Source organism: Serratia sp. DFXYC6 (assembly GCF_057196085.1).
The window spans coordinates 549,736-571,496 of the sequence record NZ_JBXUNV010000002.1; the positions used below are offsets into that span (position 1 = coordinate 549,736).

A 21,761-nucleotide genomic window follows, 5' to 3' on the forward strand; every position below is an offset into this window, starting at 1 on the left:
CGCCGCCGCCCGGCAATCAGGCGCGCAGTTCCTGGCGCACGTGTTCGGGCAGGCCGTCCACCACCAGCTGATAGGAGCTGTCGATCAGCGTGTAAAACTGCGAGTTCGGCAGGTTGCCGTCGAGAAACACCGTATTCCAGTGCGCCTTGTTCAGACCGTCGCAGGCGACGATCTCCGGATGGTGTTCACGCAGGCTTTCCGCCAGCTCCGGGCTGGACTTGACCGCCAGCGCCGGCCGCCCTTCGACCTCGCACACCATGGCGAACATCACGTCGCCCACCTTGATCTGGCTGGCCTGCCACTGGTTCTGGTCGCTCTGCTCCGCGCCCGGCTTCGCCATGCAGTACTCCAGCAATGCGCTGTTATTCATTGGGTTATTCCCCCTGTAACGTGGCCACAATACGGCGTGCTCCGCCGTGCATGCGGTGCTCTCCCAGCCAGATGCCCTGCCATGTGCCCAACATCAGCCGCCCGTGCCTGACGGGCAGCGTCAAGGAAGCGCCCAGCAGCGAGGATTTGATGTGCGCCGGCATGTCGTCCGGCCCTTCGTAGTCATGCTGATAGGGTGCGTTTTCCGGCACCTGACGCAGGAAATGCTGCTCCATATCGGCTCGCACCGTGGGATCGCAGTTCTCGTTGAGCGTCAGCGAGGCCGAGGTGTGCTGCAGCAACAGATGCAGCAGGCCGGTTTGCAGGCGGTGTAAGTGGGTTAACTGGTTGACTATCTCGTCGGTAACCAGATGAAAGCCACGCGCTTTTGCGCTGAGGATTAGCGTTTGCTGATGCCACATGAGTGAGCGCCCCTCAATCAGTATATTCTCTCTCCGGTTTGCGGCAACTTCGGCGGCGCGCCGGCAATAAAAAAGGAGCGATATCGCTATCGCTCCCGATCAACGTCCGTTCAGACTAACAGGCGTTACTGCACCGCGGCAAACGCCTCGGCCACCTGACGCACGTTGTTGTGGTTCAGGCCGGCCACGCACATGCGGCCGCTGTGGATCAGGTAGACACCGAACTCTTCACGCAAGCGATCGACCTGCGCCGCGCTGAAGCCGGTGTAGCTGAACATGCCGCGCTGCGCCAACAGGTAATCAAAGTTGCGCTGCGGCAGCGCGCTCTTCAGGGTGTCCACCAGCGCGTGACGCATCTCGAGAATGCGGGTGCGCATGCTCTCCACCTCGTCCAGCCACTGGGTTTTGAGCTGGGCGTCGTTCAGCACCTTGGCCACCAGCTGCGCGCCGAAGTTCGGCGGGCTCGAGTAGTTGCGGCGCACGGTGGCCTTCAGCTGGCCCAGCACGCGTCCGGCCGCCTCTTCGCTTTCGCACACCACCGACAGGCCGCCGACGCGCTCGCCGTACAGCGAGAAGATCTTCGAGAACGAGTTGCTCACCAGGCACGGCAAACCGGCCGCCGCGATGGCGCGAATGGCGTAGGCGTCCTGCTCCATGCCGCCGCCGAAGCCCTGATAGGCGATGTCGAGGAACGGAATGATTTCACGTTCGGCGATCACCTTGACCACCTCATCCCACTGGGCGGGAGTCAGGTCGGAACCGGTCGGGTTGTGGCAGCACGGGTGCAGCAGCGCAATGCTGTGCTTCGGCAGCTGTTTCAGCGCAGCCAGCATGGCGTCGAACTTCACGCCCAGGCTTTCGCTGTCGAAATATGGATAGGTATTCACTTTGAAACCGGCGCCGCTGAAGATGGCGACGTGGTTTTCCCAGGTCGGATCGCTGACCCACACCTGCGAATCCGGGAAATAGCTTTTCAGGAAGTCGGCGCCCACTTTCAACGCGCCGGAACCGCCGACGGTCTGAATGGTGGCGATGCGCCCCTGCTGCAGCATCGGGTGCTGCGCGCCGAACAGCAGCTGCTGGATGGCGGAACGGTAAGACTGCAGCCCTTCCATCGGCAGGTATACCGAGGCGCCATGCTCGACGCTGTTCAACTGCGCTTGCGCCGCGGCGACCGCCCGCATCTGCGGAATGATGCCCTGCGCATCGTAGTACAGGCCGATGCTCAGGTTCACCTTGTGCGCGCGCGGGTCTTGTTTGAATTTTTCCATCAGCGACAGAATGGGATCGCCGGCATAGGCGTCAACGTTCTGGAACACGGGGTTTTTCTCCTGGTTTATTGTGGTTTTGGGCACAGCGTTACGTTCCTAATATAGACGGAAAAGCGCATTCGGTTTTAGCTTTATCTCGCCACCGGCAATAAACCGTTTTCCTTGATGCGATTGAGCACCACCGCCGTTTTGATATGCGCCACGCTTTTGTGCGGCGACAGCGTCTGGCTGATGAATTCGCTCAGCGCCGGCAGGTCCGCCACCGCCACTTTGAGCAGGTAATCGGCGTCGCCGGTGGTCTTGTAAGCGTCCAGGATCGCGTCCACTTCCTCCAGCATCTGATGAAAGCTGTCGATCTGCTCCTGCGCGTGCGTGATCAGGCTGACTTCGATCAGCCCCACCAGCCCCAGGCCGACCGCCTCTGGCGCCAGCCGCGCGTGGTAACCGCGGATCAGCTGCGCCTGCTCCAGGCTGATGCGCCGCCGCGAACATTGGGAGGCGGAGAGCCCCACCAGCTCGCTCAGCTCCTGATTGGTCAGACGGCCGTTGGCCTGTAACAGCGTCAGGATTTTCATATCAAAATCGTCAATGTTGTACATAGCCACCTGTAAACTGTGTTAATAAATGTTGACGTTACAGCCTACCAGTTTTTTTACCGTTGCCGACGTCACACCCTGGCGCTTAAATCGCGTACAGCAGCAACGCCCGACGTTTTCGCCGGTAAGCGGCATAAAAAACGGCTAACTCATGCAGGCAAACGACAATTAACGGCGAAGTAACGCATAAAACCACGAATGTATAAAAAGGACGCCAGATGAAAAAGTTACTCCCTCTCGCGCTGCTGCTCGCCGCCGGCAGCGCCGGCGCGCAATCCCACCTGGACAAAGTGCTGCAGCAAAAGACCCTGGAGGTCTGCACCACCGGCGACTACAAGCCCTACACCTTCCTCAAGGAAGACGGCGGCTATGAAGGCATCGATATCGACATGGCGGAATCGCTGGCGAAGAGCCTGGGCGCCAAGGTGAAGTGGGTGAAAACCAGCTGGAAAACCCTGACGCCGGACTTCGTCTCCGGCAAGTGCGACATCGCCATGGGCGGCATCTCCGTCACGCTGGAGCGACAAAAACAGGCGTTCTTCGCCGACAAGCTGGATACCGACGGCAAAATTCCGCTGGTGCGCTGCACCGACGTGAAGAAATACCGCACGATAGAACAGATCAACAAACCGTCGGTGCGTCTGCTGGAACCGGCGGGCGGCACCAACGAAGCCTTCGTGCACGCCTATCTGCCGAAGGCCAAGCTGACGCTGACGCACGACAACATGAGCATTTTCCAGCAGCTGGTGGATCGCAAGGCGGACGTGATGATCACCGACGCCTCCGAGGCGCTGTACCAGCAGAAGCGCTATCCGAAGCTGTGCGCGGTGAATCCGACCAAACCGATGCAGTACGGCGAAAAGGCTTACATGCTGCCGCGCGACGATCTGAGCTGGAAACTGTATGTGGATCAGTGGCTGCACCTGGCCAAGGCGACCGGCGAGTATCAGAAAATTATCGACAAGTGGTTAGCGGTAAAGAAGTAACGCGTTGAAGAACGGGGCCGACGCGCGTCGGCCCCTGCGGCGCATCAGTCGCCGATGTATTCCATCGCCACGCGCTGCGTGAGCTTGGTGATCAGTTCATAAGCGCTGATGCCGGTACAGGCGGCGATGCGCTCGACCGGCAACGCCGGCCCCCACAGCACCGCTTCATCCCCCACCTTATCGGCGGCGTCCGGCCCGAGATCGACCGAAATCATGTCCATCGACACCCGGCCGACGATCGGCACTTCGCGGCCGTTAATCAGGATCGGCGTGCCGGTCGGCGCGCTGCGCGGGTAACCGTCGCCGTATCCCATCGCCACCACGCCAAGGCGAGTATCGCGCGGACTTACCCAGGTGCCGCCGTAGCCGACGGCTTCGCCGGCCTGGTGCTCGCGCACCGCGATCAGGCTGGATTTCAGCGTCATCGCCGGCTGCAGACCATGCCCGGCGCCGCTGCCGCTATCCAACGGCGACACGCCGTACAGAATGATGCCGGGGCGCACCCACTCGTTGTGGGCGTCCGGCCACAGCAACGTGCCGCCGGAGGCGGCGACCGAGCGCTGGCCCGGTTTGCCGCGCGCGAACTGCTCGAAGCAGGCGATCTGTTTCAGGGTGGCGTCGGACTCCGGCTCATCGGCGCGGCTGAAGTGGCTCATGATATTGACCGGCTGCGCCACATTGCGGCAGGCGCACAGGCGCTGATAAAACGCCTCCGCCTGTTCGGGGCGCACCCCCAGCCGATGCATGCCGGTATCGAGCTTCATCCACACCGGCACCGGGCGCGCCAGCTCGGCCTGCTCCAGCGCCTCGAGCTGTTCGATGCTGTGCACCGCGGTTTCGATGTTGTTCGCCACCAGCACCGGCAGGTCTTCGGCGCTGAAGAAGCCTTCCAGCAACAGGATCGGCTTGACGATGCCGCCGGAGCGCAGCATCAGCGCCTCGCCGATGCGCGCCACGCCGTAGCAGTCGGCGTCTTGCAGGGTGTGTGCTGTTTCCAGCAGGCCATGTCCATAAGCGTTTGCTTTCACAACGGCAATCAGGCGGCTTTGCGGCGCCTGGCGGCGCACCTGTTGCAGATTATGTCGCAGAGCGCGGCGGTCGATTACAGCGGTTGCCGCTTTCATTTCAGTTCCTTAGCTGATTATTCGTCATCGTATTGTGGCCCCGCGTAGTTATCGAAACGCGACCACTGGCCGTTAAAGGTAAGGCGCACGGTGCCGATCGGGCCGTTACGCTGCTTACCGATAATAATTTCCGCGATCCCTTTCAGATCGCTGTTCTCGTGATACACCTCATCACGATAGATGAACATAATCAGGTCGGCGTCCTGCTCGATGGAGCCGGATTCACGCAGATCAGAGTTGACCGGGCGTTTGTCGGCGCGCTGCTCCAGGCTGCGGTTCAGCTGCGACAGCGCCACCACCGGCACCTGCAGCTCTTTCGCCAGCGCCTTCAGCGAGCGCGAAATCTCGGCGATCTCCAGCGTACGGTTGTCGGACAGGGCCGGCACGCGCATCAGCTGCAGGTAGTCGATCATGATCAGGCTAAGCCCGTCGTGCTCGCGGAAAATGCGCCGCGCGCGCGAGCGCACTTCGGTCGGCGTCAGGCCGGAGGAGTCGTCGATGTACATGTTGCGCTTCTCCAGCAGGATGCCCATGGTGCTGGAAATGCGCGCCCAGTCCTCATCGTCGAGCTGGCCGGTACGGATGCGCGTCTGATCCACACGCGACAGCGACGCCAGCATACGCATCATGATCTGTTCGCCGGGCATCTCCAGGCTGAAGATCAGCACCGGTTTTTCCTGGGTCATCGCGGCGTTTTCGCACAGGTTCATGGCGAAGGTGGTTTTCCCCATCGAAGGACGGGCGGCGACGATGATCAGATCGGACTTTTGCATGCCCGCAGTTTTCTTGTTGAGGTCCTGATAGCCGGTATCGACCCCGGTCACGCCATCGTGCGGCTGCTGATACAGCTGCTCGATGCGCGAGACGGTGTCTTCCAGGATGCGTTCGATGCCCTTCGGGCCCTCGTCTTTGCTGGCGCGGTTCTCGGCGATTTGGAATACGCGGGATTCCGCCAGATCGAGCAGGTCTTCGCTGCTGCGCCCCTGCGGATCGTAGCCGGCGTCGGCGATCTCGTTAGCCACCGAGATCATCTCGCGCACCACCGCGCGCTCGCGCACGATGTCGGCGTAGGCGCCGATGTTGGCGGCGCTCGGGGTGTTTTTCGACAGCTCGGCCAGGTAGGCGAAGCCCCCCACCGAGTCCAGCTCGCCCTTCTGCTCCAGCGATTCGGACAGGGTGATGAGGTCGATAGGCTTGCTCATCTCCAGCAGACGCTGCATCTCGGTAAAGATCAGGCGATGCGGGCGGCTGAAGAAGTCGTTGGCGACCACGCGCTCCGCCACGTTGTCCCAACGCTCGTTATCCAGCATCAAACCGCCCAACACCGACTGCTCGGCCTCCAGCGAGTGCGGCGGCATCTTCAGCCCTTCCATCTGACGATCTCTGGAACGCTCTCTGGTTTCGTCCGCGTTTGTTTTGTTGGTTGGTTTTTTTCCTGCCATGAAACGTAGTCTTTATCCGGTTGCGAATGAAGGATCTTGACGCGAGAGTATACGTGATTTTTGCGTCATAACCGATGCAAAAAAGGTATTGAATCCCGCACGGGTGAACTGGATCTCCGATACTAAAAAGAATAGGGTGAAATCAGACACTCAAACGAGGTAACGATATGGCCAAGCGCATTCAGTTTTCCGCCACCGGCGGGCCGGAAGTCTTGCAATACGTTGATTTTACACCGCTCGACCCCGCCGCTGGCGAAGTGCAGATCGAGAACAAAGCGATCGGCATCAACTACATCGACACCTATGTGCGCAGTGGGCTGTACGCGCCGGCCAGCCTGCCGAGCGGCCTCGGCACCGAGGCGGCCGGCGTGGTGGTCAAGGTTGGCGCCGGGGTCAGCGCGATCAAACCGGGCGACCGGGTGGTGTATGCGCAGTCGTCGCTCGGCGCCTACAGCGAAGTCCACAATGTGCCGGAAGAAAAAGTGGCGCTGCTGCCGCACAACCTCAGCTTTGAGCAGGGTGCCGCTTCTTTCCTCAAAGGGCTGACGGTGCATTACCTGCTGCGCCAGACCCACGACGTGCAACCGGGTGAAGTGTTCCTGTTCCATGCCGCCGCCGGCGGCGTCGGGCTGATCGCCTGCCAATGGGCCAAAGCGCTGGGCGCACGCCTGATCGGCAGTGTCGGCTCCGACGAGAAGGCCGCGCTGGCGAAACAGGCCGGCGCCTGGGCCACCATCAACTACCACAAAGAGGATATCGCCCAGCGGGTGGCCGAGCTGACGCACGGCGAGAAGGTTGGCGTGGTGTACGATTCGGTGGGGCAAAGCACCTGGCAGGCCTCGCTCAACAGCCTGAAGCGGCGCGGCCTGATGGTCAGCTTCGGCAACGCCTCCGGCCCGGTGACGGGAGTCGATCTGGCGCTGCTGAATCAGAAGGGCTCGCTGTACGTCACCCGCCCTTCCCTCAACGGTTACATCACCAACCGCGCCGAGCTGCAGTACGCCAGCAATGAGCTGTTCTCGCTGATCGGCAGCGGCGCCATTCGGGTGGAAGTGAGAGACGAGCAGAAATTCGCGCTGGCCGACGCCCAGCGTGCGCACCAGGTGCTGGAAAGCCGCAGCACCAGCGGTTCCAGCCTGCTGATCCCCTGATAGCAGCCAAAGAAAAGGGCTCCTTGCGGAGCCCTTTCTGTTACTGCGTTTTGTAGGGGTAGAGCAGAGTCCGCCAGAGACAGGGGGTTGCTTTAGCAACACGAATTTTAGGTGTCTCTCACGGTGATGAAATTGGTCGCATCACTGCATCGATAAATATCCTAACAGCCCCGTCCGGCAAAAAACACGCTTTATGTGCCACATCGCCGGGGAAAACTGCCAAGCTGTGATCGCTGCCGCATTAGCGTGGTGGGTAGTTATGCAAGTTTCATCGCGACTGACTGATTATTCAGCAAAAAATCAGTAACGCCTGACCTGGGGTTTCTGCATTGAACGGTAAATCCATACCCCAACCACCGCCAAAATCAGCCACGGCAGCAGCTTGATGACCACCGCGAATAACCCGCCCAACAACATGAACGCCGCCGCCGCCAACAGCGCAGCGAAGATCCCCAGCAGCGAGATGCCGGTCACCATCAGCATCACCACAAAGCCAATGAGAAAGAAGATTTCCAACATGATTGCTCCTTTGCAATGCAACGTATCTGCAGAGTGAATTACAAGAAGCGTGCCAGAATGGCGGAAGGGCTAACCTATTGAAAAAATGGGGAAGGCATCCGGCAGCGCGCCAAATGCCTGGTGAAAAAGACTAACTGTTGGTCAAATTTTTTCGGCTACGCCATTTCGACACGCGGCTGGCGCACCAACGCCAGCGCCTGCTCCACCACCCGCGCATCGGCGCCCGGCTTGTGGGCGTTCTCGCTCAGATGGCGACGCCACTGGCGCGCGCCCGGCACGCCCTGGAACAGACCGAGGATATGGCGAGTAATGTGGCCGAGATAGGTGCCGTTGGACAGCTCGCGCTCAATATACGGATACAGCGCTTCGACGATCGCCACGCTGTCCGGCACCGCGGTCTGCGCGCCGAACAGTTCGCTGTCGACCCGCGCCAGGATGCCCGGATTCTGGTAAGCCTCGCGCCCCATCATCACGCCGTCCAGATGCTGCAAGTGCTGTTGCGCCTCTTCCAGCGTTTTCACCCCGCCGTTGATGGCGATGGTCAGCGCCGGGAAATCCCGCTTCAGCTGATAAACGCGCGGGTAGTCCAGCGGCGGCACTTCGCGGTTCTCTTTCGGGCTGAGGCCGGAGAGCCAGGCTTTGCGAGCGTGGATGGTGAACATGTCGCACTCGCCACGCCCGGCGACGGTCTGGATAAAGTCGCACAGGAAAGCGTAGCTGTCCTGATCGTCAATGCCGATGCGGGTCTTCACCGTCACCGGAATCGATACGACGTCGCGCATCGCCTTGATGCAGTCGGCGACCAGCGTCGCCTGCCCCATCAGGCAGGCGCCGAACATACCGTTTTGCACCCGATCGGACGGACAGCCGACGTTGAGGTTAATCTCGTCATAACCGCGCTGCTCCGCCAGTTTGGCGCAGTGCGCCAGCGCGGCCGGATCGCTGCCGCCCAGCTGCAGCGCCACCGGATGCTCTTCTTCGCTATAGGCCAGATAGTCGCCCTTGCCGTGGATGATCGCGCCGGTGGTCACCATTTCGGTGTACAACAGCGTTTCCTTGGTCAGCAGGCGGTGGAAGTAACGGCAATGACGATCGGTCCAGTCGAGCATTGGCGCGATGGAGAAGCGATTGGCGGCGTAGGTTGGGGCGTGGTTGTCTTTCGTCATGCTGAGTTACTGGCTACCTGAGTCTGTCTGGGTTCAACGAACGGCGCGCGGCCGCAAACGGCTATTATAACGACAATCGACGCCGTTGGGAAAACCGCCTTGCCGGTGGCGTAAATAAGCGGGAGTAAGGCGAATAAATTCACTCGTTCAGGTGTTATCTCATTACGGGCGCGCACGGCGCCTCTGCCTTGAGGACACAACCATGAACAGCTTCATTAAACGCCTGCTGGCATCGGCCATTGCCGGCTGCCTGCTGTTTTCCGGCGCGGCGCTGGCGATGGGCGGCGACGGCAGCGGCCAAACCCCGCCGACCTGTCCGAAAGGCCAGGTTTACGACAGTAAAACCCAGACCTGCACGGTGGATAAAGGCAGCAAAGTCGACGACGCCGACCGCACTAACTATGCCTATGCACTGGCGAAAAGCGGCCGCTATCAGGAAGCGATCGATATGCTCAACACGCTGCAAAATCCCAACACCGCCGTCGCACTGAATTATCGCGGCTACGCCACGCGCAAACTGGGCCGCACCGATGAGGGTATCGGCTATTATTTAAAATCAGTGGCCCTCGATCCGAAATACCCCAAAGTGCGCGAGTACCTGGGAGAAGCCTATATGCTGAAAGGGCGGCCCGACCTGGCGCGCCAACAGCTGCTGGTGATCCAGTCGCTGTGCGGCACCGGGTGCGAGGAGTACCGAGATTTGGCGGCAGCCATCGACCGCCAACCGGAATCTTGATCCGACGCGCCTGCGGAGGTGACTATCAGCGGCGATGCGATACGCGATGAACTCGGCCACTATCTCTCCCGCCTGTGGCGCTATGCGCTGGTGCTTTCGCACCGGCGGGATGTCGCCGACGACCTGGTGCAGGCAACCTGCGTGCGTGCGCTGGAGCGCGCCGCGCAATTCACCCCCGGTTCACACCTGGATCGCTGGTTGTTTGCCATCTTGCACTCTATTTGGCTCAATGAAGTTCGCGCCCAGCATCGTCGTCAGGGGCAAGGCTGCATGGCGGCGGAAGAGCTTGGTGATGCGGACAACGGTGAACAGCCGGTCTGGCTCAATGAAGTGATGCGGCGCGTAAGCCGGTTGCCGGCGGCCCAGCGCAACGCGCTGTTTCTGGTGTATGTCGAAGGGCTGTCCTACCGGGAAGCGGCGAAAGTGCTGGCGGTGCCAATCGGCACCGTCATGAGCCGCCTGGCGGCCGCACGCCTGGCCTTGGCCGATGACCGCCAGTTGCCAAACGACGATTCGCACCGTAAGAAGACCCCTCCTCCGCCCTTGCCCCGCACTCGCCGATAAACCGCTGGCCGCCGATTCGTGTTAAGCGGCCTATTCCAACGCGCGGATAACCCGGCACGGCTGCCCCAACGCCAGCACATTGGCCGGAATGTCGCCGGTGACGATGCTGCCCGCGCCGATGGTCGTGCCGTCGCCGATGGTCACTCCCGGCAGGATCACCACGTTGCCGCCGATCCACACGTTGCTGCCGATAGACACCGGCTGCGCCGAGGTGCGGAAAGGAAAAGCCGGGTCACCGGTAAAGCGTTCACCGGCCTTCAGAGGATGACTCGGCGTGTAGATTTGTACGTTGGGGCCGATCAGCGTGTTGTCGCCGATGGTGATGGTGTTGCAGTCGAGGAACACCGCATTGACGTTGATAAAACAGTTTTTACCGATGCGGACATGCTGCCCGTAGTCGCACCAGAATGGCGTTTCGATCCAGCTCGCCTCACCCCAGTTGCCGAACAGCTCGCCGAGCAGGCGATTTTTCTCGTCCGCCTGATGCGAGTCCAGCGCCCCCAGGCTTTTGGTCAACGCCCTCGCCCGATGGTACAGGGCGATCAGTTCTTCATCGCGGCTGTTGTATTCCAGGCCGCTTAACAGCTTCTCTCTTTCCGTCATCACACAGGGCTCCTGCTCATCACGCGGGTGAAAGGCGTTATACCGCTCTCGTCCCCCGCTCTCCAGCGCTAAAACCGGCAACGTTGATCTACCGCCCGGCGGAGGGGAAAAGTTGTGATGCATCTCTCTTTTAGCGCACTCAGCGCGCCTTTCTCTGCGCTATCCTCAGGGGAAAAGGGGGCAACTCTCGGCGATTCGCCGTAATCATGGTAAAATCGGCTTTTTTACGTACCGGGATATTTGCGATGAACTCAACCACCCAGGAAAAGCTGCTGGCGCAGGCGGAACACCTCTGCCAGCAACGCAATGTGCGATTGACGCCGCAACGGCTGGAAGTGCTGCGTCTGATGACTCAGCAACCCGGTGCAATCAGCGCTTATGACCTGCTCGATCTGCTGCGCGTCGCCGAACCGCAGGCCAAGCCGCCGACGGTCTACCGCGCGCTGGATTTTCTGCTGGAGCAAGGGTTTATCCATAGGGTGGAGTCCGCCAACAGCTACGTGCTGTGCCACCACTTCGAACAGCCGATGCATACGTCCGCGCTGTTTATCTGCGATCGCTGCGGCCAGGTGACCGAACGCACCACCGAAGGCGTGGAGGAGACGCTGCAGAAGCTGGCGCAGGAAGCCGGATTTGCGCTGCGGCACAGCGTGGTGGAAGCGCACGGCCTGTGCGCCGGTTGCGTTGAAGTTGAAGCTTGTGACAGCAAGCATGACTGCGCCGAACACGATCACAGCATCGCCATCAAGAAGAAGTAAGACGAAGTCAGGTACTTCCCTGTACCTGCGGCCGGGGCGCCAGAGGATGGAGCGACGCCGGCCTGCGCTGTTGCCGGCCGCCGTCAGTGGCGGCCCTGCGTGTTACCAGCGGTGTTTGGTGTGATCTTCCCAGGCCTTCACCTCTTTTTCGGCCGCCTCTTTCTGGTAACCGTAGCGCTCCTGAATTTTGCCGACCAGCTGTTCGCGTTTCCCTTCGATGACCGTCAGATCGTCATCGGTCAGCTTGCCCCATTTCTCTTTCACTTTGCCTTTCAGCTGCTTCCAGTTACCGTCGGCTTGATCTTTATTCATAGTCTCTCCGTTAACCTGTGGTGAATCAGTGATCCCTGTCGCCGGCCGGGGTTAACCAGAAATTTTTCTGGCTGATGCTCCCTCCACCTTAAGAAGCACCGCTCCCCTTCATTTACCAGCCACATGATTCATTCTAGTTAAACATGGAAATAAAAAAGCCAAAACACAGGATAAAAAACCATTAACAAACAAGATAAAAACAAAAAACGCTAACAAACAACGAACTAACGCGAACAGACCAAGGCTGAAAACATGTAAGCAAACATGATCAAAATCATAAGAAAAACTAACCATTAACCCAACAAGACGTCCGGTTTAATGGGCAGTAAACCAGCTGCCGCGCACCTGGTGACGGTGCCAAATCCAGCCCAACGCCAGGCCGCGCAGCGCCAGAAACACCGCCAGCGCCAGCCAAAGCCCGTGGTTGCCAAGCAGCGGCACGCTGAGCAGCGCAATACCATATCCCGCCGCGGCCACCGCCATGCTGTTGCGCATCTCGGCGCCGCGCGTGGCGCCGATAAACATGCCGTCCAGCAAATAGCACCACACCCCAACCAGCGGCAGAATGACCTGCCAGGGTAAATAATGGGCGGCCAACGCACGCAGTTCCGGCAAAGAGGTCAAGGCTGCCACGATCTGCTGGCCGGTAACGGCATACGCCAGGCCGAAGGCCAACGCGACCAGCCCTGCCTGCCTGCAGGCCGCATGCCACACTTTGCGCAGTTGGCTGTCGTCCCGGGCGCCGTAGGCGTGGCCCGAATGAGCCTCCACCGCATAAGCGAAACCGTCGAGCGCATAGGCGGTGAACGTCAGCAGATTCATCAATACCGCATTGACCGCCACCACCTCGCTTCCCAGGCGAGCGCCGAAAATGGTCAACGACGCAAAGCACAGTTGCAGCAACAATGAGCGCAGCATGATGTCGCGGTTGAGCGCCAGCAGGCGACGCAGATCGCCACGCCAGGCCTGGCGCAGCATCTGCAGGGTAATACCGCGCAGGCGCATCACCCGCCACGCCAACCACAGGCCGAGCAGCAGCGTAGCGTATTCGGCGATGGCGGTTGCCGCCGCCGCCCCCCGCACATTCCAGCCCAGGCCCATCACCAGCCAGATATCCAGCACGATGTTCAGCAGGTTGCCGACGATCAGCAGGATCACCGGCGCCCGCACGTACTGTACGCCAAGCAGCCAGCCCAGCAGCACCAGGTTGGCCAGCGCCGCCGGGGCGCTTAACCAGCGGATCTCAAGAAAACGCCGCGCCTGTTCCAGCACGTCGGCATCGCCGCCGACGATCCGCAGCGCCAGTTCGATCAGCGGATAGCGCAGCAGGACGATCGCCACCCCGGCCAACAGCGCCAGCAGCAGCGGTTGCATAAAGGCGCGCGCCAGCGCCTGGGGGTTCTGCGCCCCCAGCGCTTGCGCCGCCAGGCCGGTAGTGCTCATGCGCAGGAACAGCAGCAGCATGAACAGGAAGCTGGTCGCCACCGCACCGATCGCCACGCCCCCCAGATAAATGGGGCTGTCGAGGTGGCCGATCACCGCGGTGTCCACCAACCCGAGCAGCGGCACGGTAATATTGGAGAAGATCATCGGCAGGGCGAGGCGCCACAGGGCTTTATCGGTGTCGCTGGTGAAAGCGGAAATCAGGCGCATGATGGGATGTTCCTGTGACTGAGTGACAAAGGGCGAAGTCAGAAACAAAAACGCCCCAAAACAGGGGCGATTGATACAGGGAGCGGCGGTGATGGCGCGGCGATTAAATCCAGTCGCCGTTGCGGATCACGCCGACCGCCAGCCCTTCGATAGTGAAATTCTGCTGACGCAGATCGACCACGATCGGTTGGAATTCGTTGTTCTCCGGCAGCAGTTCAACCACGTTGCCGTGCTTTTTCAAGCGCTTGACCGTCACTTCGTCTTCGATCCGCGCGACCACGACCTGGCCGTTGCGCACGTCTTGCGTTTTGTGCACCGCCAGCAGATCGCCGTCCAGAATGCCAATGTCGCGCATTGACATGCCGTTCACCCGCAGCAGGAAATCGGCGCTCGGTTTAAACAGGGAAGGATCCACCTGGTAGTGCCCTTCGATGTGCTGCTGCGCCAGCAGCGGCTCGCCGGCGGCGACGCGGCCGATCAGCGGCAGCCCTTCTTCTTCTTCCATCAGCAGACGGATACCGCGCGAGGCACCGGAGACGATTTCGATCACGCCTTTGCGTGCCAGCGCCTTCAGGTGCTCTTCGGCGGCGTTAGGCGAACGGAACCCCAGACGCATCGCGATCTCGGCACGCGTTGGCGGCATGCCCGTTTGCGAAATGTGCTCGCGAATCAGATCGTAGACCTCTTGCTGTCTGGTAGTTAGTGCTTTCATTCCGCCCCCTGTTTGTTTATACAGTCTTGCTGTGAGTATATACAGGTAAGCGCGGATTGGGAACCGAAGAATAAATAAAAATCAGTCAGTAGGCGCTTTTCGTCAGCCGAAATGCTGCCATAAGACCGTGCCCCAAACGAACAGCGCCAGCACGATCGCCAGCGACACCGCCGCCGATCCCATGTCCTTGGCCCGCCCGGACAGCTCGTGATGTTCGCTGCCGATGCGATCCACCACCGCCTCGATCGCGCTGTTCAGGATCTCGACGATCATCACCAGCGCTACCGATCCGATCAATAAAATGCGCGCTATCGCACCCACATCCAGCCAGACAGCCAGTATGATAGCCAGAAGGGTGACCACCAGTTCCTGGCGGAAAGCCGCTTCGTGCTGCCAGGCGGCGGATAGCCCTTTATAAGAATAGCCGACTGCCTTGATGATGCGGGTCAGTCCGGTTGCTTGGTTTGCCATGTTTTCGTGCCTTTCTCAGAGGTCGGTCATAATAAAAAGAGTCTAGAACAGTCCGCGCTGACGGCTCTCGGTTTTCGAACACCACAGATCTGCTACCCGGTTTCTGGTATGCTTGCGGCGCATTGCTAACAAGAGGCTTCACGTTGTTATGTCAGGTTGGCGTAAAATTTATTATAAAATATTGAATTTACCACTTAAATTGTTGGTAAGAAGTAAGGTCATCCCTTCAGATCCGGTTACCGAGCTAGGGTTGGATCCCTCACGGCCGATTTTGTATGTTTTACCTTACAATTCCAAGGCGGATTTGCTGACGCTGCGCACCCAGTGCCTGGCGCAGGATCTGCCCGATCCGCTCAACTCGCTGGAGATCGACGGCACCGTGCTGCCGAGCTACGTGTTCATTCACGACGGTCCGCGCGTATTCCGCTATTACACCCCAAAAGAAGAGTCGGTAAAGCTGTTCCACGACTATCTGGATCTGCATCGCAGCAACCCGGATCTCGACATTCAGATGCTGCCGGTTTCGGTGATGTTCGGCCGTTCGCCGGGCCGCGAAGGCCACGGCACGCCGCACCTGCGTCTGTTGAACGGCGTGCAGAAATTCTTCGCCGTGCTGTGGCTCGGCCGCGACAGCTTCGTGCGTTTCTCCAACACCGTGTCGCTGCGCCGCATGGCTACCGAACACGGCACGGATAAAACCATCGCGCAGAAACTGGCGCGCGTGGCGCGCATGCACTTCTCGCGTCAGCGCCTGGCCGCGGTGGGCCCGAGTCTGCCGGCCCGTCAGGATCTGTTCAACAAGCTGTTGGCGTCCAAAGCGATCGAAAAAGCGGTCGAGGACGAAGCGCGCAGCAAGAAGATCTCGCACGAGAAGGCCCAGCAGAACGCCATCGCGCTGATGGAAGAGATCGCCGCCGACTTCTCCTACGAAACCGTGCGCCTGTCCGACCGCGTGCTGAGCTGGACCTGGAACCGGCTGTATCAGGGCATCAACGTCACCAACGCCGAGCGCGTGCGCCAGCTGGCGCAGGACGGCCACGAGATCGTCTACGTGCCCTGCCACCGCAGCCACATGGACTATCTGCTGCTGTCGTACGTGCTGTATCACCAGGGCCTGGTGCCGCCGCACATCGCTGCGGGCATCAACCTCAACTTCTGGCCGGCGGGCCCGATCTTCCGTCGCCTGGGCGCGTTCTTCATCCGCCGCACCTTTAAAGGCAACAAGCTGTATTCGACGGTGTTCCGTGAATACCTCGGCGAGCTGTTCACCCGCGGTTACTCGGTGGAATATTTCGTGGAAGGCGGCCGTTCCCGCACCGGGCGTTTGCTTGAGCCGAAGACCGGCACCCTGTCGATGACCATCCAGGCGATGCTGCGCGGCGGCACCCGTCCGATCACGCTGGTGCCGATTTACATCGGTTACGAACACGTGATGGAAGTGGGTACCTACGCCAAAGAGCTGCGCGGCGCCACCAAGGAAAAAGAGAGCCTGCCGCAGATGCTGCGCGGCCTGCGCAAGCTGCGCAACCTGGGCCAGGGATACGTCAACTTCGGCGAACCGCTGCCATTGACGGCTTACCTCAACCAGAACGTGCCGCAGTGGCGCGAATCGATCGATCCGATCGAGGCTCAGCGTCCAAGCTGGCTGACGCCGACGGTCAACGATCTGGCCGGCCAGATCATGGTGCGCATCAACAATGCCGCCGCAGCCAACGCCATGAACCTGTGTTCCACCGCGCTGCTGGCCTCGCGTCAGCGTTCGCTGACCCGCGAGCAGCTGGTCGAGCAGCTCGAGTGCTACCTGCAGCTGATGCGCAACGCGCCTTACGCGCGTGACGTCACCGTGCCGACGCAAACGCCGGATGAGCTGCTGGATCACGCGCTGAACATGAACAAGTTCGAGGTGGAGAAGGACAGCATCGGCGACATCATCATCCTGCCGCGCGAGCAGGCGGTGCTGATGACCTATTACCGCAACAACATCCACCATCTGCTGGTGTTGCCGTCGCTGATCGCCAGCATCGTGATGCATCATCGCCGGGTGTCGCGCGCCGAGCTGCTGCGCCAGATCGGCATGATCTACCCGATGCTGAAAGCCGAGCTGTTCCTGCATAACGACAAGGAACAGCTGCCGGAGGTGCTGCGGCCGATGATCGACGAGCTGATCCGTCAACAGCTGATCTGCGACAAAGGCGACGATCTGGTGCTCAACCCGGCGCGCATTCGCCCGCTGCAGCTGCTGGCCGCCGGGGTGCGCGAAACCCTGCAACGCTACGCCATCACCATGTCGATCCTCAGCGCCAACCCGAGCATCAACCGCGGCGCGCTGGAGAAAGAGAGCCGCATCATGGCGCAACGTCTGTCGGTGCTGCACGGCATCAATGCGCCGGAGTTCTTCGACAAGGCGGTGTTCTCCACCCTGGTGGCGACGCTGCGTGAAGAAGGCTACATCAACGACAGCGGCGATGCGATCCGCGAGCACACCCTCGAGGTGTACAGCATGCTGAGCGATCTGATCACGCCGGAAATCAAGCTGACCATCGAAAGCGTCAACATGCCGGAAGAGACCAACGCTCTGCCGCAAACCGATGCGGAAGAAGAGAAAGACGAGTGATTTCGCCCGGCGCGGAAACACAAAAGGCACCCCTTGGGGTGCCTTTTTTCTTGCGGCAGGGAACCGTTACGCCGGCAGATAGCTCAGCGCGATGCCGATAAACACCACCAGCCCGACATAGTTGTTCTGCAGAAAGGCCTTGAAGCAGGCGTCGCGCTCGCGCCCGGCGATCTGCTTCTGCTGGTGAATGAACAGTGCGCCCGCCAGCAGCAGCGACCAGTAAAACGCGCCGCCGAGCTGCGCCAGATAACCGACCCACACCAGCAGCAACAACGTCGCGAACTGCAACAGCCCGACGATCAGCTTGTCATAACGCCCGAACAGGATAGCGGTGGACTTGATGCCGATTTTCAGATCATCGTCGCGATCGACCATCGCATACAGCGTGTCATAGGCCACCGTCCAGCAGATGTTCGCCAGCAGCAGCAGCCAGCAGCTGAGCGGCAGCGATTCGCTGACCGCCGCATAGCCCATCGGAATGCCCCAGCCGAACGCGGCGCCCAGCACGAACTGCGGCAGGTTGGTCACCCGCTTCATAAACGGATACACCCAGGCCAGCGCCAGCGCCGCCAGAGACAGCCAGATGGTCATCGCATTCAGCGTCAACACCAGGCAGAACGAGATCAGCACCAGCACCACGAACAGCACCTTGGCCTCTTTCGCGCTCACCCGGCCGCTCGGCATCGGCCGCCCGGCGGTGCGTTTCACGTAGCCGTCCACCGCGCGATCGGCATAGTCATTCACCACGCAGCCGGCGGCGCGCATCAGGAACACGCCGAGCACGAACACCAGCAAAATCGACAGCGGCGGCACGCCTTTTCCGGCCAGCCACAGTGCCCACAGCGTCGGCCACAACAGCAACAGCGTGCCAATCGGTTTATCAATGCGCATCAAATGGCTGTAAGCCCGCCATTTACTTTGAGTCACGCTTCCCTCCAACGTCTTGCTCTCCTCTCTTATGCGGGGACCGCTGAATACAGCGGCGAAGCCGGTAAAAACAGTTCGGTCAGCAGCAGCGGCTTGCCCGCCAGCCGCAACCGTGAACGACGCGCCCACAGCGCATCCTGTCGGCCGATATGGATATAGTCGCGGGTCAGATCGCCGCTGCTGAACAAATAGCGCCCCAGCGGCAGCGTCCCCAGATCCACCAGCGCCTGGTCGGGGCCGGTCAGCGTATGTTCCGGGATCACCGTGCGCCCCAGCAGCCAGGGCTGGCCGTCGCCCAGCAGCACCACTTCGCGCAGCCAGTAGCGCGGGCTATCGGGCAGGTGGTTCGCCTCGTCGCCCAGCGCCTCGCGCGTGACGAAGCATTCGCGCTGCGGTTCAACGCGCACCTGGGCGCAATGGCGTTCAAATCGTCGGGTCATGGAGCCTAACTCCATCAGCCAGTCGCTGACGGCGGCGGGCGCCGGAGGATCCTGTTCGGATAACCACTCCAGCGGCGGCAGGATGGAATCCCTGATGCCAGACATTGCTTTACTCCTCGCCTGAACCGCAGCCGGTACGGCGCGCCAGACGATACAAACTGTTAACAGGCCCCCATTGTAGCGCAGAAATGCGAAAGCGGCAGGCTGATTCGTGGCGAAAACGGCAGGTCTGTCGGCCGGAAAAACCGGGGTTCTGTCATCTTTTTGCCATCCGCATTCTCTATCTTCATTTCCCGGCGCGCTGACGATTCTGTGATCGCCCGCAAAGTTTCAGCTTCCTCGCGTTGTGTTATCTACGCGCGTAGATACCCTGATACGGCAGCGTTGAATCGCCATGCGTCCGACATGATTTGTCGGCACACCTTTGTTGCCGGCACCAGGGAAACCATCTTTAACCGCGCCCCTCCAGGCGCAGAATAAAAGAGGATAGCACTGCCATGAGCGAAACAACGCTTGCCCCTTCACAGACCGCCGACGCCGCGCTGGCGGCCGATGAACGCCTGGCAACCAAAGAGGGGCGCAGCCAATTTTGGCGCGCCACCTTCTCCTGCTGGCTCGGCACCGCCATGGAATACGTCGACTTCGCGCTGTACGGCCTGGCGGCCGGCATGGTGTTCGGCGACGTGTTCTTCCCCGAAGCCACGCCGCTGGTGGCGTTGCTGGCCAGCTTCGCCACCTACTCCGTCGGCTTCGTCGCGCGGCCGATCGGCGCGCTGGTGTTCGGCTGGATCGGCGATCGCAAAGGCCGCCGCGTGGTGCTGATCACCACCGTGGCGCTGATGGGCCTCTCCACCACATTGATCGGCCTGATCCCGCCCTATGCGCAAATCGGCGTCTGGGCGCCCGCCTGCCTGGTGATCCTGCGCTTCGCGCAGGGGTTCGGCGCCGGTGCGGAGCTGTCCGGCGGGGCGGTGATGCTGGCGGAATACGCGCCGGCCAAGCGGCGCGGGCTGGTGGCGTCTATCATCGCCATAGGCTCCAACAGTGGCACCCTGCTGGCGTCGCTGGTGTGGCTGCTGGTATTGCAGCTCGACAAGGAAGACCTGATGAGCTGGGGCTGGCGCATTCCGTTCCTCGCCAGCATCCTGATAGCCGGGGTGGCGCTGTATCTGCGCCGCCACGTGCGGGAAACGCCGGTGTTCGAACGCGAGCTGCAGCAAAACCACCAGCGCATGCTGGACGCCGCCCAGGCCGCGCCGGATACGCGCAGCTACCTGCAGCGCACCAAGGCGTTCTGGGTGATGCTCGGCCTGCGCATCGGCGAAAACGGCCCCTCCTACCTGTGCCAGGGCTTTATCGTCGGCTACGTCGCCAAGGTGCTGATGGTCGATAAATCGGTGCCGGCGCTGGCGGTGCTGATCGCCTCACTGTGCGGTTTTCTGGTGATCCCGCTGGCCGGCTGGCTCTCCGATCGTTTCGGCCGCCGCATCACCTACCGGTGGTTCTGCCTGCTGCTGGTGCTGTACGCTTTCCCGGCGTTCTGGTTGCTCGACAGCCGTGAGCCGGCGATCGTCATCTCGGTGATCGTGGTCGGCATGTGCATCGCATCGCTGGGGATCTTCGGCGTGCAGGCGGCCTACGGCGTCGAACTGTTCGGCGTGAAGAACCGCTACTCCAAAATGGCGTTCGCCAAGGAGCTCGGGTCGATCCTCTCCGGCGGCACCGCGCCGCTGATCGCCACCGCGCTGCTGTCCGGTTTCGGTCACTGGTGGCCTGTCGCCTGCTATTTTGTTGTAATGGCGGCCATCGGCTTAATCACCACCTTCTTTGCTCCCGAAACCCGCGGCCGCGATCTCAACCTGCCGCAGGATGCCGCGTAGCGGGAAGGCGAACAGGACCTCAATTTGGATAATCACTCCGCGCGCCGCGTTACCCGCGCCGACGTGGCTCGCATAGCGGGCACCTCCGTCGCCGTGGTCAGCTATGTGATCAACAACGGTCCGCGCCCGGTGGCGGAAGCCACCCGGCTACGCGTGCTGGCGGCGATCGAGCAGACCGGCTACCGGCCGAACGACATCGCGCGAGCGCTGGCCTCCGGCAGCACGCAAACCTACGGGCTGGTGGTGCCGGATATTTCCAACCCGTTCTTCGCCACGCTGGCGCGGGCGCTGCAGCAGGAGGCCTTCAGCCGCGGCCGCGTGCTGCTGCTGGGCGACGCCGGCGACGACCGGCAGCGCGAATATGAGCTGATCAACAACCTGCTGCGCCGCCAGGTCGACGGCCTGCTGTACACCAGCGTCGATCGCCATCCGTGGTTCGATCTGATCCGCGCCTCCGGCACGCCCTGCGTGATGATAGATACCATCGACAGCCAGGCCGGCGTCTGCGCCATTCGCGTCGACGAGCGCGACGCCGCCTGCCAGGCGACCCGCCATCTGCTGCAGCACGGCTATCGCGATATCGGCATTTTTATCGGCCCGCTGACCATGCTCAACGCACAGGATCGCCTGAACGGCTGGCGCGATGCGCTGCTGGAAGCGGGCATCGCGCCGCGCGACGAATGGATTTTCGAGGTGCCCTACACCCGCCAGGGCGGTTACCAGGCCACCCAGCGCCTGGTGCAAGGCCCGCGCCCGCGCGCCGTTTTCACCTCTAACGAGCAGCAGGCGCTCGGCTGCCTGTCGGCGCTGGCGGAACATGGGCTGCGCGCGCCGGGCGATCTGGCGCTGATCTGTTTTAACGGCACGCAGCAATCCGAATTCAGCGTGCCGCCGCTCAGCGCGGTCGAGCAGCCGATCGACGCCATGGCCAAGCGGGCCATCGCCATGCTGGCCGCCGGCGCCGCGCCCGCCGAGCTGCATGAATTCGCTTTTCAACTGCGCATCCGCCACTCGTGCGGCTGCTAGCGGTTTTTCAGGACACCTT

At 61.3% G+C, this 21,761-nt stretch carries 23 protein-coding genes; 8 read left to right on the top strand and 15 right to left on the bottom strand.

Translation table 11 applies throughout. From position 1 onward, the window contains the following. Nucleotides 1-16: 16 nt before the first annotated feature. The 4 genes from AC2CGQ_RS16035 to AC2CGQ_RS16050 form a co-directional block, all read right to left on the bottom strand. Entirely contained in the window at nucleotides 17-370 is a 354-nt protein-coding gene (locus AC2CGQ_RS16035) for an MmcQ/YjbR family DNA-binding protein (RefSeq protein WP_004936783.1), read from the bottom strand. A 4-nt stretch (nucleotides 371-374) separates the two neighbouring features. Beyond that, complete coding sequence (locus tag AC2CGQ_RS16040; protein WP_484593750.1) at nucleotides 375-791, bottom strand: secondary thiamine-phosphate synthase enzyme YjbQ; 417 nt, start codon at nucleotides 789-791, stop codon at nucleotides 375-377. Between the two features lie 125 nt (nucleotides 792-916). Then, nucleotides 917-2,110 (bottom strand): amino acid aminotransferase, encoded by a 1,194-nt coding sequence (locus AC2CGQ_RS16045; RefSeq protein ID WP_041922290.1) that lies wholly within the window; start codon nucleotides 2,108-2,110, stop codon nucleotides 917-919. An 83-nt stretch (nucleotides 2,111-2,193) separates the two neighbouring features. Next, nucleotides 2,194-2,661 (bottom strand): Lrp/AsnC family transcriptional regulator, encoded by a 468-nt coding sequence (locus tag AC2CGQ_RS16050; protein WP_004936775.1) that lies wholly within the window; start codon nucleotides 2,659-2,661, stop codon nucleotides 2,194-2,196. A gap of 215 nt (nucleotides 2,662-2,876) precedes the next feature. Between AC2CGQ_RS16050 and AC2CGQ_RS16055 the strand changes: the two genes are divergently transcribed. Further along, the gene (locus tag AC2CGQ_RS16055; RefSeq protein ID WP_021505137.1) at nucleotides 2,877-3,644 is read left to right on the top strand and encodes a transporter substrate-binding domain-containing protein; all 768 of its coding nucleotides are present in this window, start codon (nucleotides 2,877-2,879) and stop codon (nucleotides 3,642-3,644) included. Between the two features lie 44 nt (nucleotides 3,645-3,688). Here AC2CGQ_RS16055 and alr read toward each other — a convergent pair whose 3' ends face one another. Together alr and dnaB are read right to left on the bottom strand one after the other, a co-directional pair. After that, nucleotides 3,689-4,768: an alanine racemase gene (alr, locus tag AC2CGQ_RS16060; RefSeq protein WP_021505138.1), complete on the bottom strand. Its 1,080-nt coding sequence runs from the start codon at nucleotides 4,766-4,768 to the stop codon at nucleotides 3,689-3,691. Between the two features lie 17 nt (nucleotides 4,769-4,785). Continuing rightward, the gene (gene dnaB / locus AC2CGQ_RS16065) at nucleotides 4,786-6,210 is read right to left on the bottom strand and encodes a replicative DNA helicase (RefSeq protein ID WP_025160134.1); all 1,425 of its coding nucleotides are present in this window, start codon (nucleotides 6,208-6,210) and stop codon (nucleotides 4,786-4,788) included. A 167-nt stretch (nucleotides 6,211-6,377) separates the two neighbouring features. On the opposite strand from dnaB, the gene AC2CGQ_RS16070 reads away from it, so the two are divergent. After that, nucleotides 6,378-7,361: a quinone oxidoreductase gene (locus AC2CGQ_RS16070; protein WP_015379219.1), complete on the top strand. Its 984-nt coding sequence runs from the start codon at nucleotides 6,378-6,380 to the stop codon at nucleotides 7,359-7,361. Nucleotides 7,362-7,661: 300 nt separating this feature from the next. Here the strand turns inward: AC2CGQ_RS16070 and pspG are convergent, their stop codons facing one another. Next, nucleotides 7,662-7,880, bottom strand: a complete 219-nt coding sequence (gene pspG / locus AC2CGQ_RS16075) for an envelope stress response protein PspG (RefSeq protein ID WP_004936761.1) — start codon at nucleotides 7,878-7,880, stop codon at nucleotides 7,662-7,664. Between the two features lie 155 nt (nucleotides 7,881-8,035). After that, nucleotides 8,036-9,046: a tRNA dihydrouridine(20/20a) synthase DusA gene (gene dusA, locus AC2CGQ_RS16080; protein WP_019453217.1), complete on the bottom strand. Its 1,011-nt coding sequence runs from the start codon at nucleotides 9,044-9,046 to the stop codon at nucleotides 8,036-8,038. A gap of 202 nt (nucleotides 9,047-9,248) precedes the next feature. On the opposite strand from dusA, the gene AC2CGQ_RS16085 reads away from it, so the two are divergent. Next, nucleotides 9,249-9,782 (top strand): tetratricopeptide repeat protein, encoded by a 534-nt coding sequence (locus AC2CGQ_RS16085; protein ID WP_021505139.1) that lies wholly within the window; start codon nucleotides 9,249-9,251, stop codon nucleotides 9,780-9,782. A gap of 18 nt (nucleotides 9,783-9,800) precedes the next feature. Then, nucleotides 9,801-10,346, top strand: coding sequence for an RNA polymerase sigma factor (locus AC2CGQ_RS16090; protein ID WP_004936752.1), 546 nt, complete (start codon nucleotides 9,801-9,803; stop codon nucleotides 10,344-10,346). 30 nt (nucleotides 10,347-10,376) lie between these two features. Here the strand turns inward: AC2CGQ_RS16090 and AC2CGQ_RS16095 are convergent, their stop codons facing one another. After that, nucleotides 10,377-10,949, bottom strand: coding sequence for a sugar O-acetyltransferase (locus AC2CGQ_RS16095; RefSeq protein ID WP_004936750.1), 573 nt, complete (start codon nucleotides 10,947-10,949; stop codon nucleotides 10,377-10,379). 245 nt (nucleotides 10,950-11,194) lie between these two features. Between AC2CGQ_RS16095 and zur the strand changes: the two genes are divergently transcribed. Beyond that, nucleotides 11,195-11,707 carry a zinc uptake transcriptional repressor Zur gene (gene zur / locus AC2CGQ_RS16100; protein ID WP_060457361.1) on the top strand — a complete coding sequence of 171 codons (513 nt, stop codon included), beginning with the start codon at nucleotides 11,195-11,197 and terminating at the stop codon, nucleotides 11,705-11,707. Nucleotides 11,708-11,809: 102 nt separating this feature from the next. Here zur and AC2CGQ_RS16105 read toward each other — a convergent pair whose 3' ends face one another. The 4 genes from AC2CGQ_RS16105 to AC2CGQ_RS16120 all read right to left on the bottom strand — a co-directional run bounded on the left by AC2CGQ_RS16105 (nucleotide 11,810) and on the right by AC2CGQ_RS16120 (nucleotide 14,855). Continuing rightward, complete coding sequence (locus AC2CGQ_RS16105; protein ID WP_004936743.1) at nucleotides 11,810-12,019, bottom strand: CsbD family protein; 210 nt, start codon at nucleotides 12,017-12,019, stop codon at nucleotides 11,810-11,812. Between the two features lie 315 nt (nucleotides 12,020-12,334). Further along, a complete protein-coding gene (gene dinF, locus AC2CGQ_RS16110) occupies nucleotides 12,335-13,672 on the bottom strand; it encodes an MATE family efflux transporter DinF (RefSeq protein WP_015379224.1) in 1,338 nt (445 codons plus the stop codon). A 103-nt stretch (nucleotides 13,673-13,775) separates the two neighbouring features. Beyond that, on the bottom strand, nucleotides 13,776-14,384 hold the full coding sequence (gene lexA, locus AC2CGQ_RS16115) for a transcriptional repressor LexA (protein WP_004936736.1): 609 nt from the start codon (nucleotides 14,382-14,384) through the stop codon (nucleotides 13,776-13,778). 102 nt (nucleotides 14,385-14,486) lie between these two features. Beyond that, nucleotides 14,487-14,855, bottom strand: coding sequence for a diacylglycerol kinase (locus tag AC2CGQ_RS16120; RefSeq protein WP_484593751.1), 369 nt, complete (start codon nucleotides 14,853-14,855; stop codon nucleotides 14,487-14,489). 148 nt (nucleotides 14,856-15,003) lie between these two features. Here AC2CGQ_RS16120 and plsB point away from each other — a divergent pair, with 148 nt between their 5' ends. Next, nucleotides 15,004-17,469: a glycerol-3-phosphate 1-O-acyltransferase PlsB gene (gene plsB, locus AC2CGQ_RS16125; protein WP_031300261.1), complete on the top strand. Its 2,466-nt coding sequence runs from the start codon at nucleotides 15,004-15,006 to the stop codon at nucleotides 17,467-17,469. 66 nt (nucleotides 17,470-17,535) lie between these two features. On the opposite strand, the gene ubiA is transcribed toward plsB, so the two are convergent. Together ubiA and ubiC are read right to left on the bottom strand one after the other, a co-directional pair. Continuing rightward, complete coding sequence (gene ubiA / locus AC2CGQ_RS16130) at nucleotides 17,536-18,408, bottom strand: 4-hydroxybenzoate octaprenyltransferase (protein WP_004936728.1); 873 nt, start codon at nucleotides 18,406-18,408, stop codon at nucleotides 17,536-17,538. Between the two features lie 17 nt (nucleotides 18,409-18,425). Then, nucleotides 18,426-18,941: a chorismate lyase gene (gene ubiC, locus AC2CGQ_RS16135; RefSeq protein ID WP_015379228.1), complete on the bottom strand. Its 516-nt coding sequence runs from the start codon at nucleotides 18,939-18,941 to the stop codon at nucleotides 18,426-18,428. Nucleotides 18,942-19,333: 392 nt separating this feature from the next. Here ubiC and AC2CGQ_RS16140 point away from each other — a divergent pair, with 392 nt between their 5' ends. Both AC2CGQ_RS16140 and AC2CGQ_RS16145 read left to right on the top strand, forming a co-directional pair. Then, the gene (locus AC2CGQ_RS16140) at nucleotides 19,334-20,716 is read left to right on the top strand and encodes an MFS transporter (protein WP_015379229.1); all 1,383 of its coding nucleotides are present in this window, start codon (nucleotides 19,334-19,336) and stop codon (nucleotides 20,714-20,716) included. Nucleotides 20,717-20,740: 24 nt separating this feature from the next. After that, entirely contained in the window at nucleotides 20,741-21,742 is a 1,002-nt protein-coding gene (locus tag AC2CGQ_RS16145) for a LacI family DNA-binding transcriptional regulator (RefSeq protein ID WP_015379230.1), read from the top strand. Nucleotides 21,743-21,761: the final 19 nt, after the last annotated feature.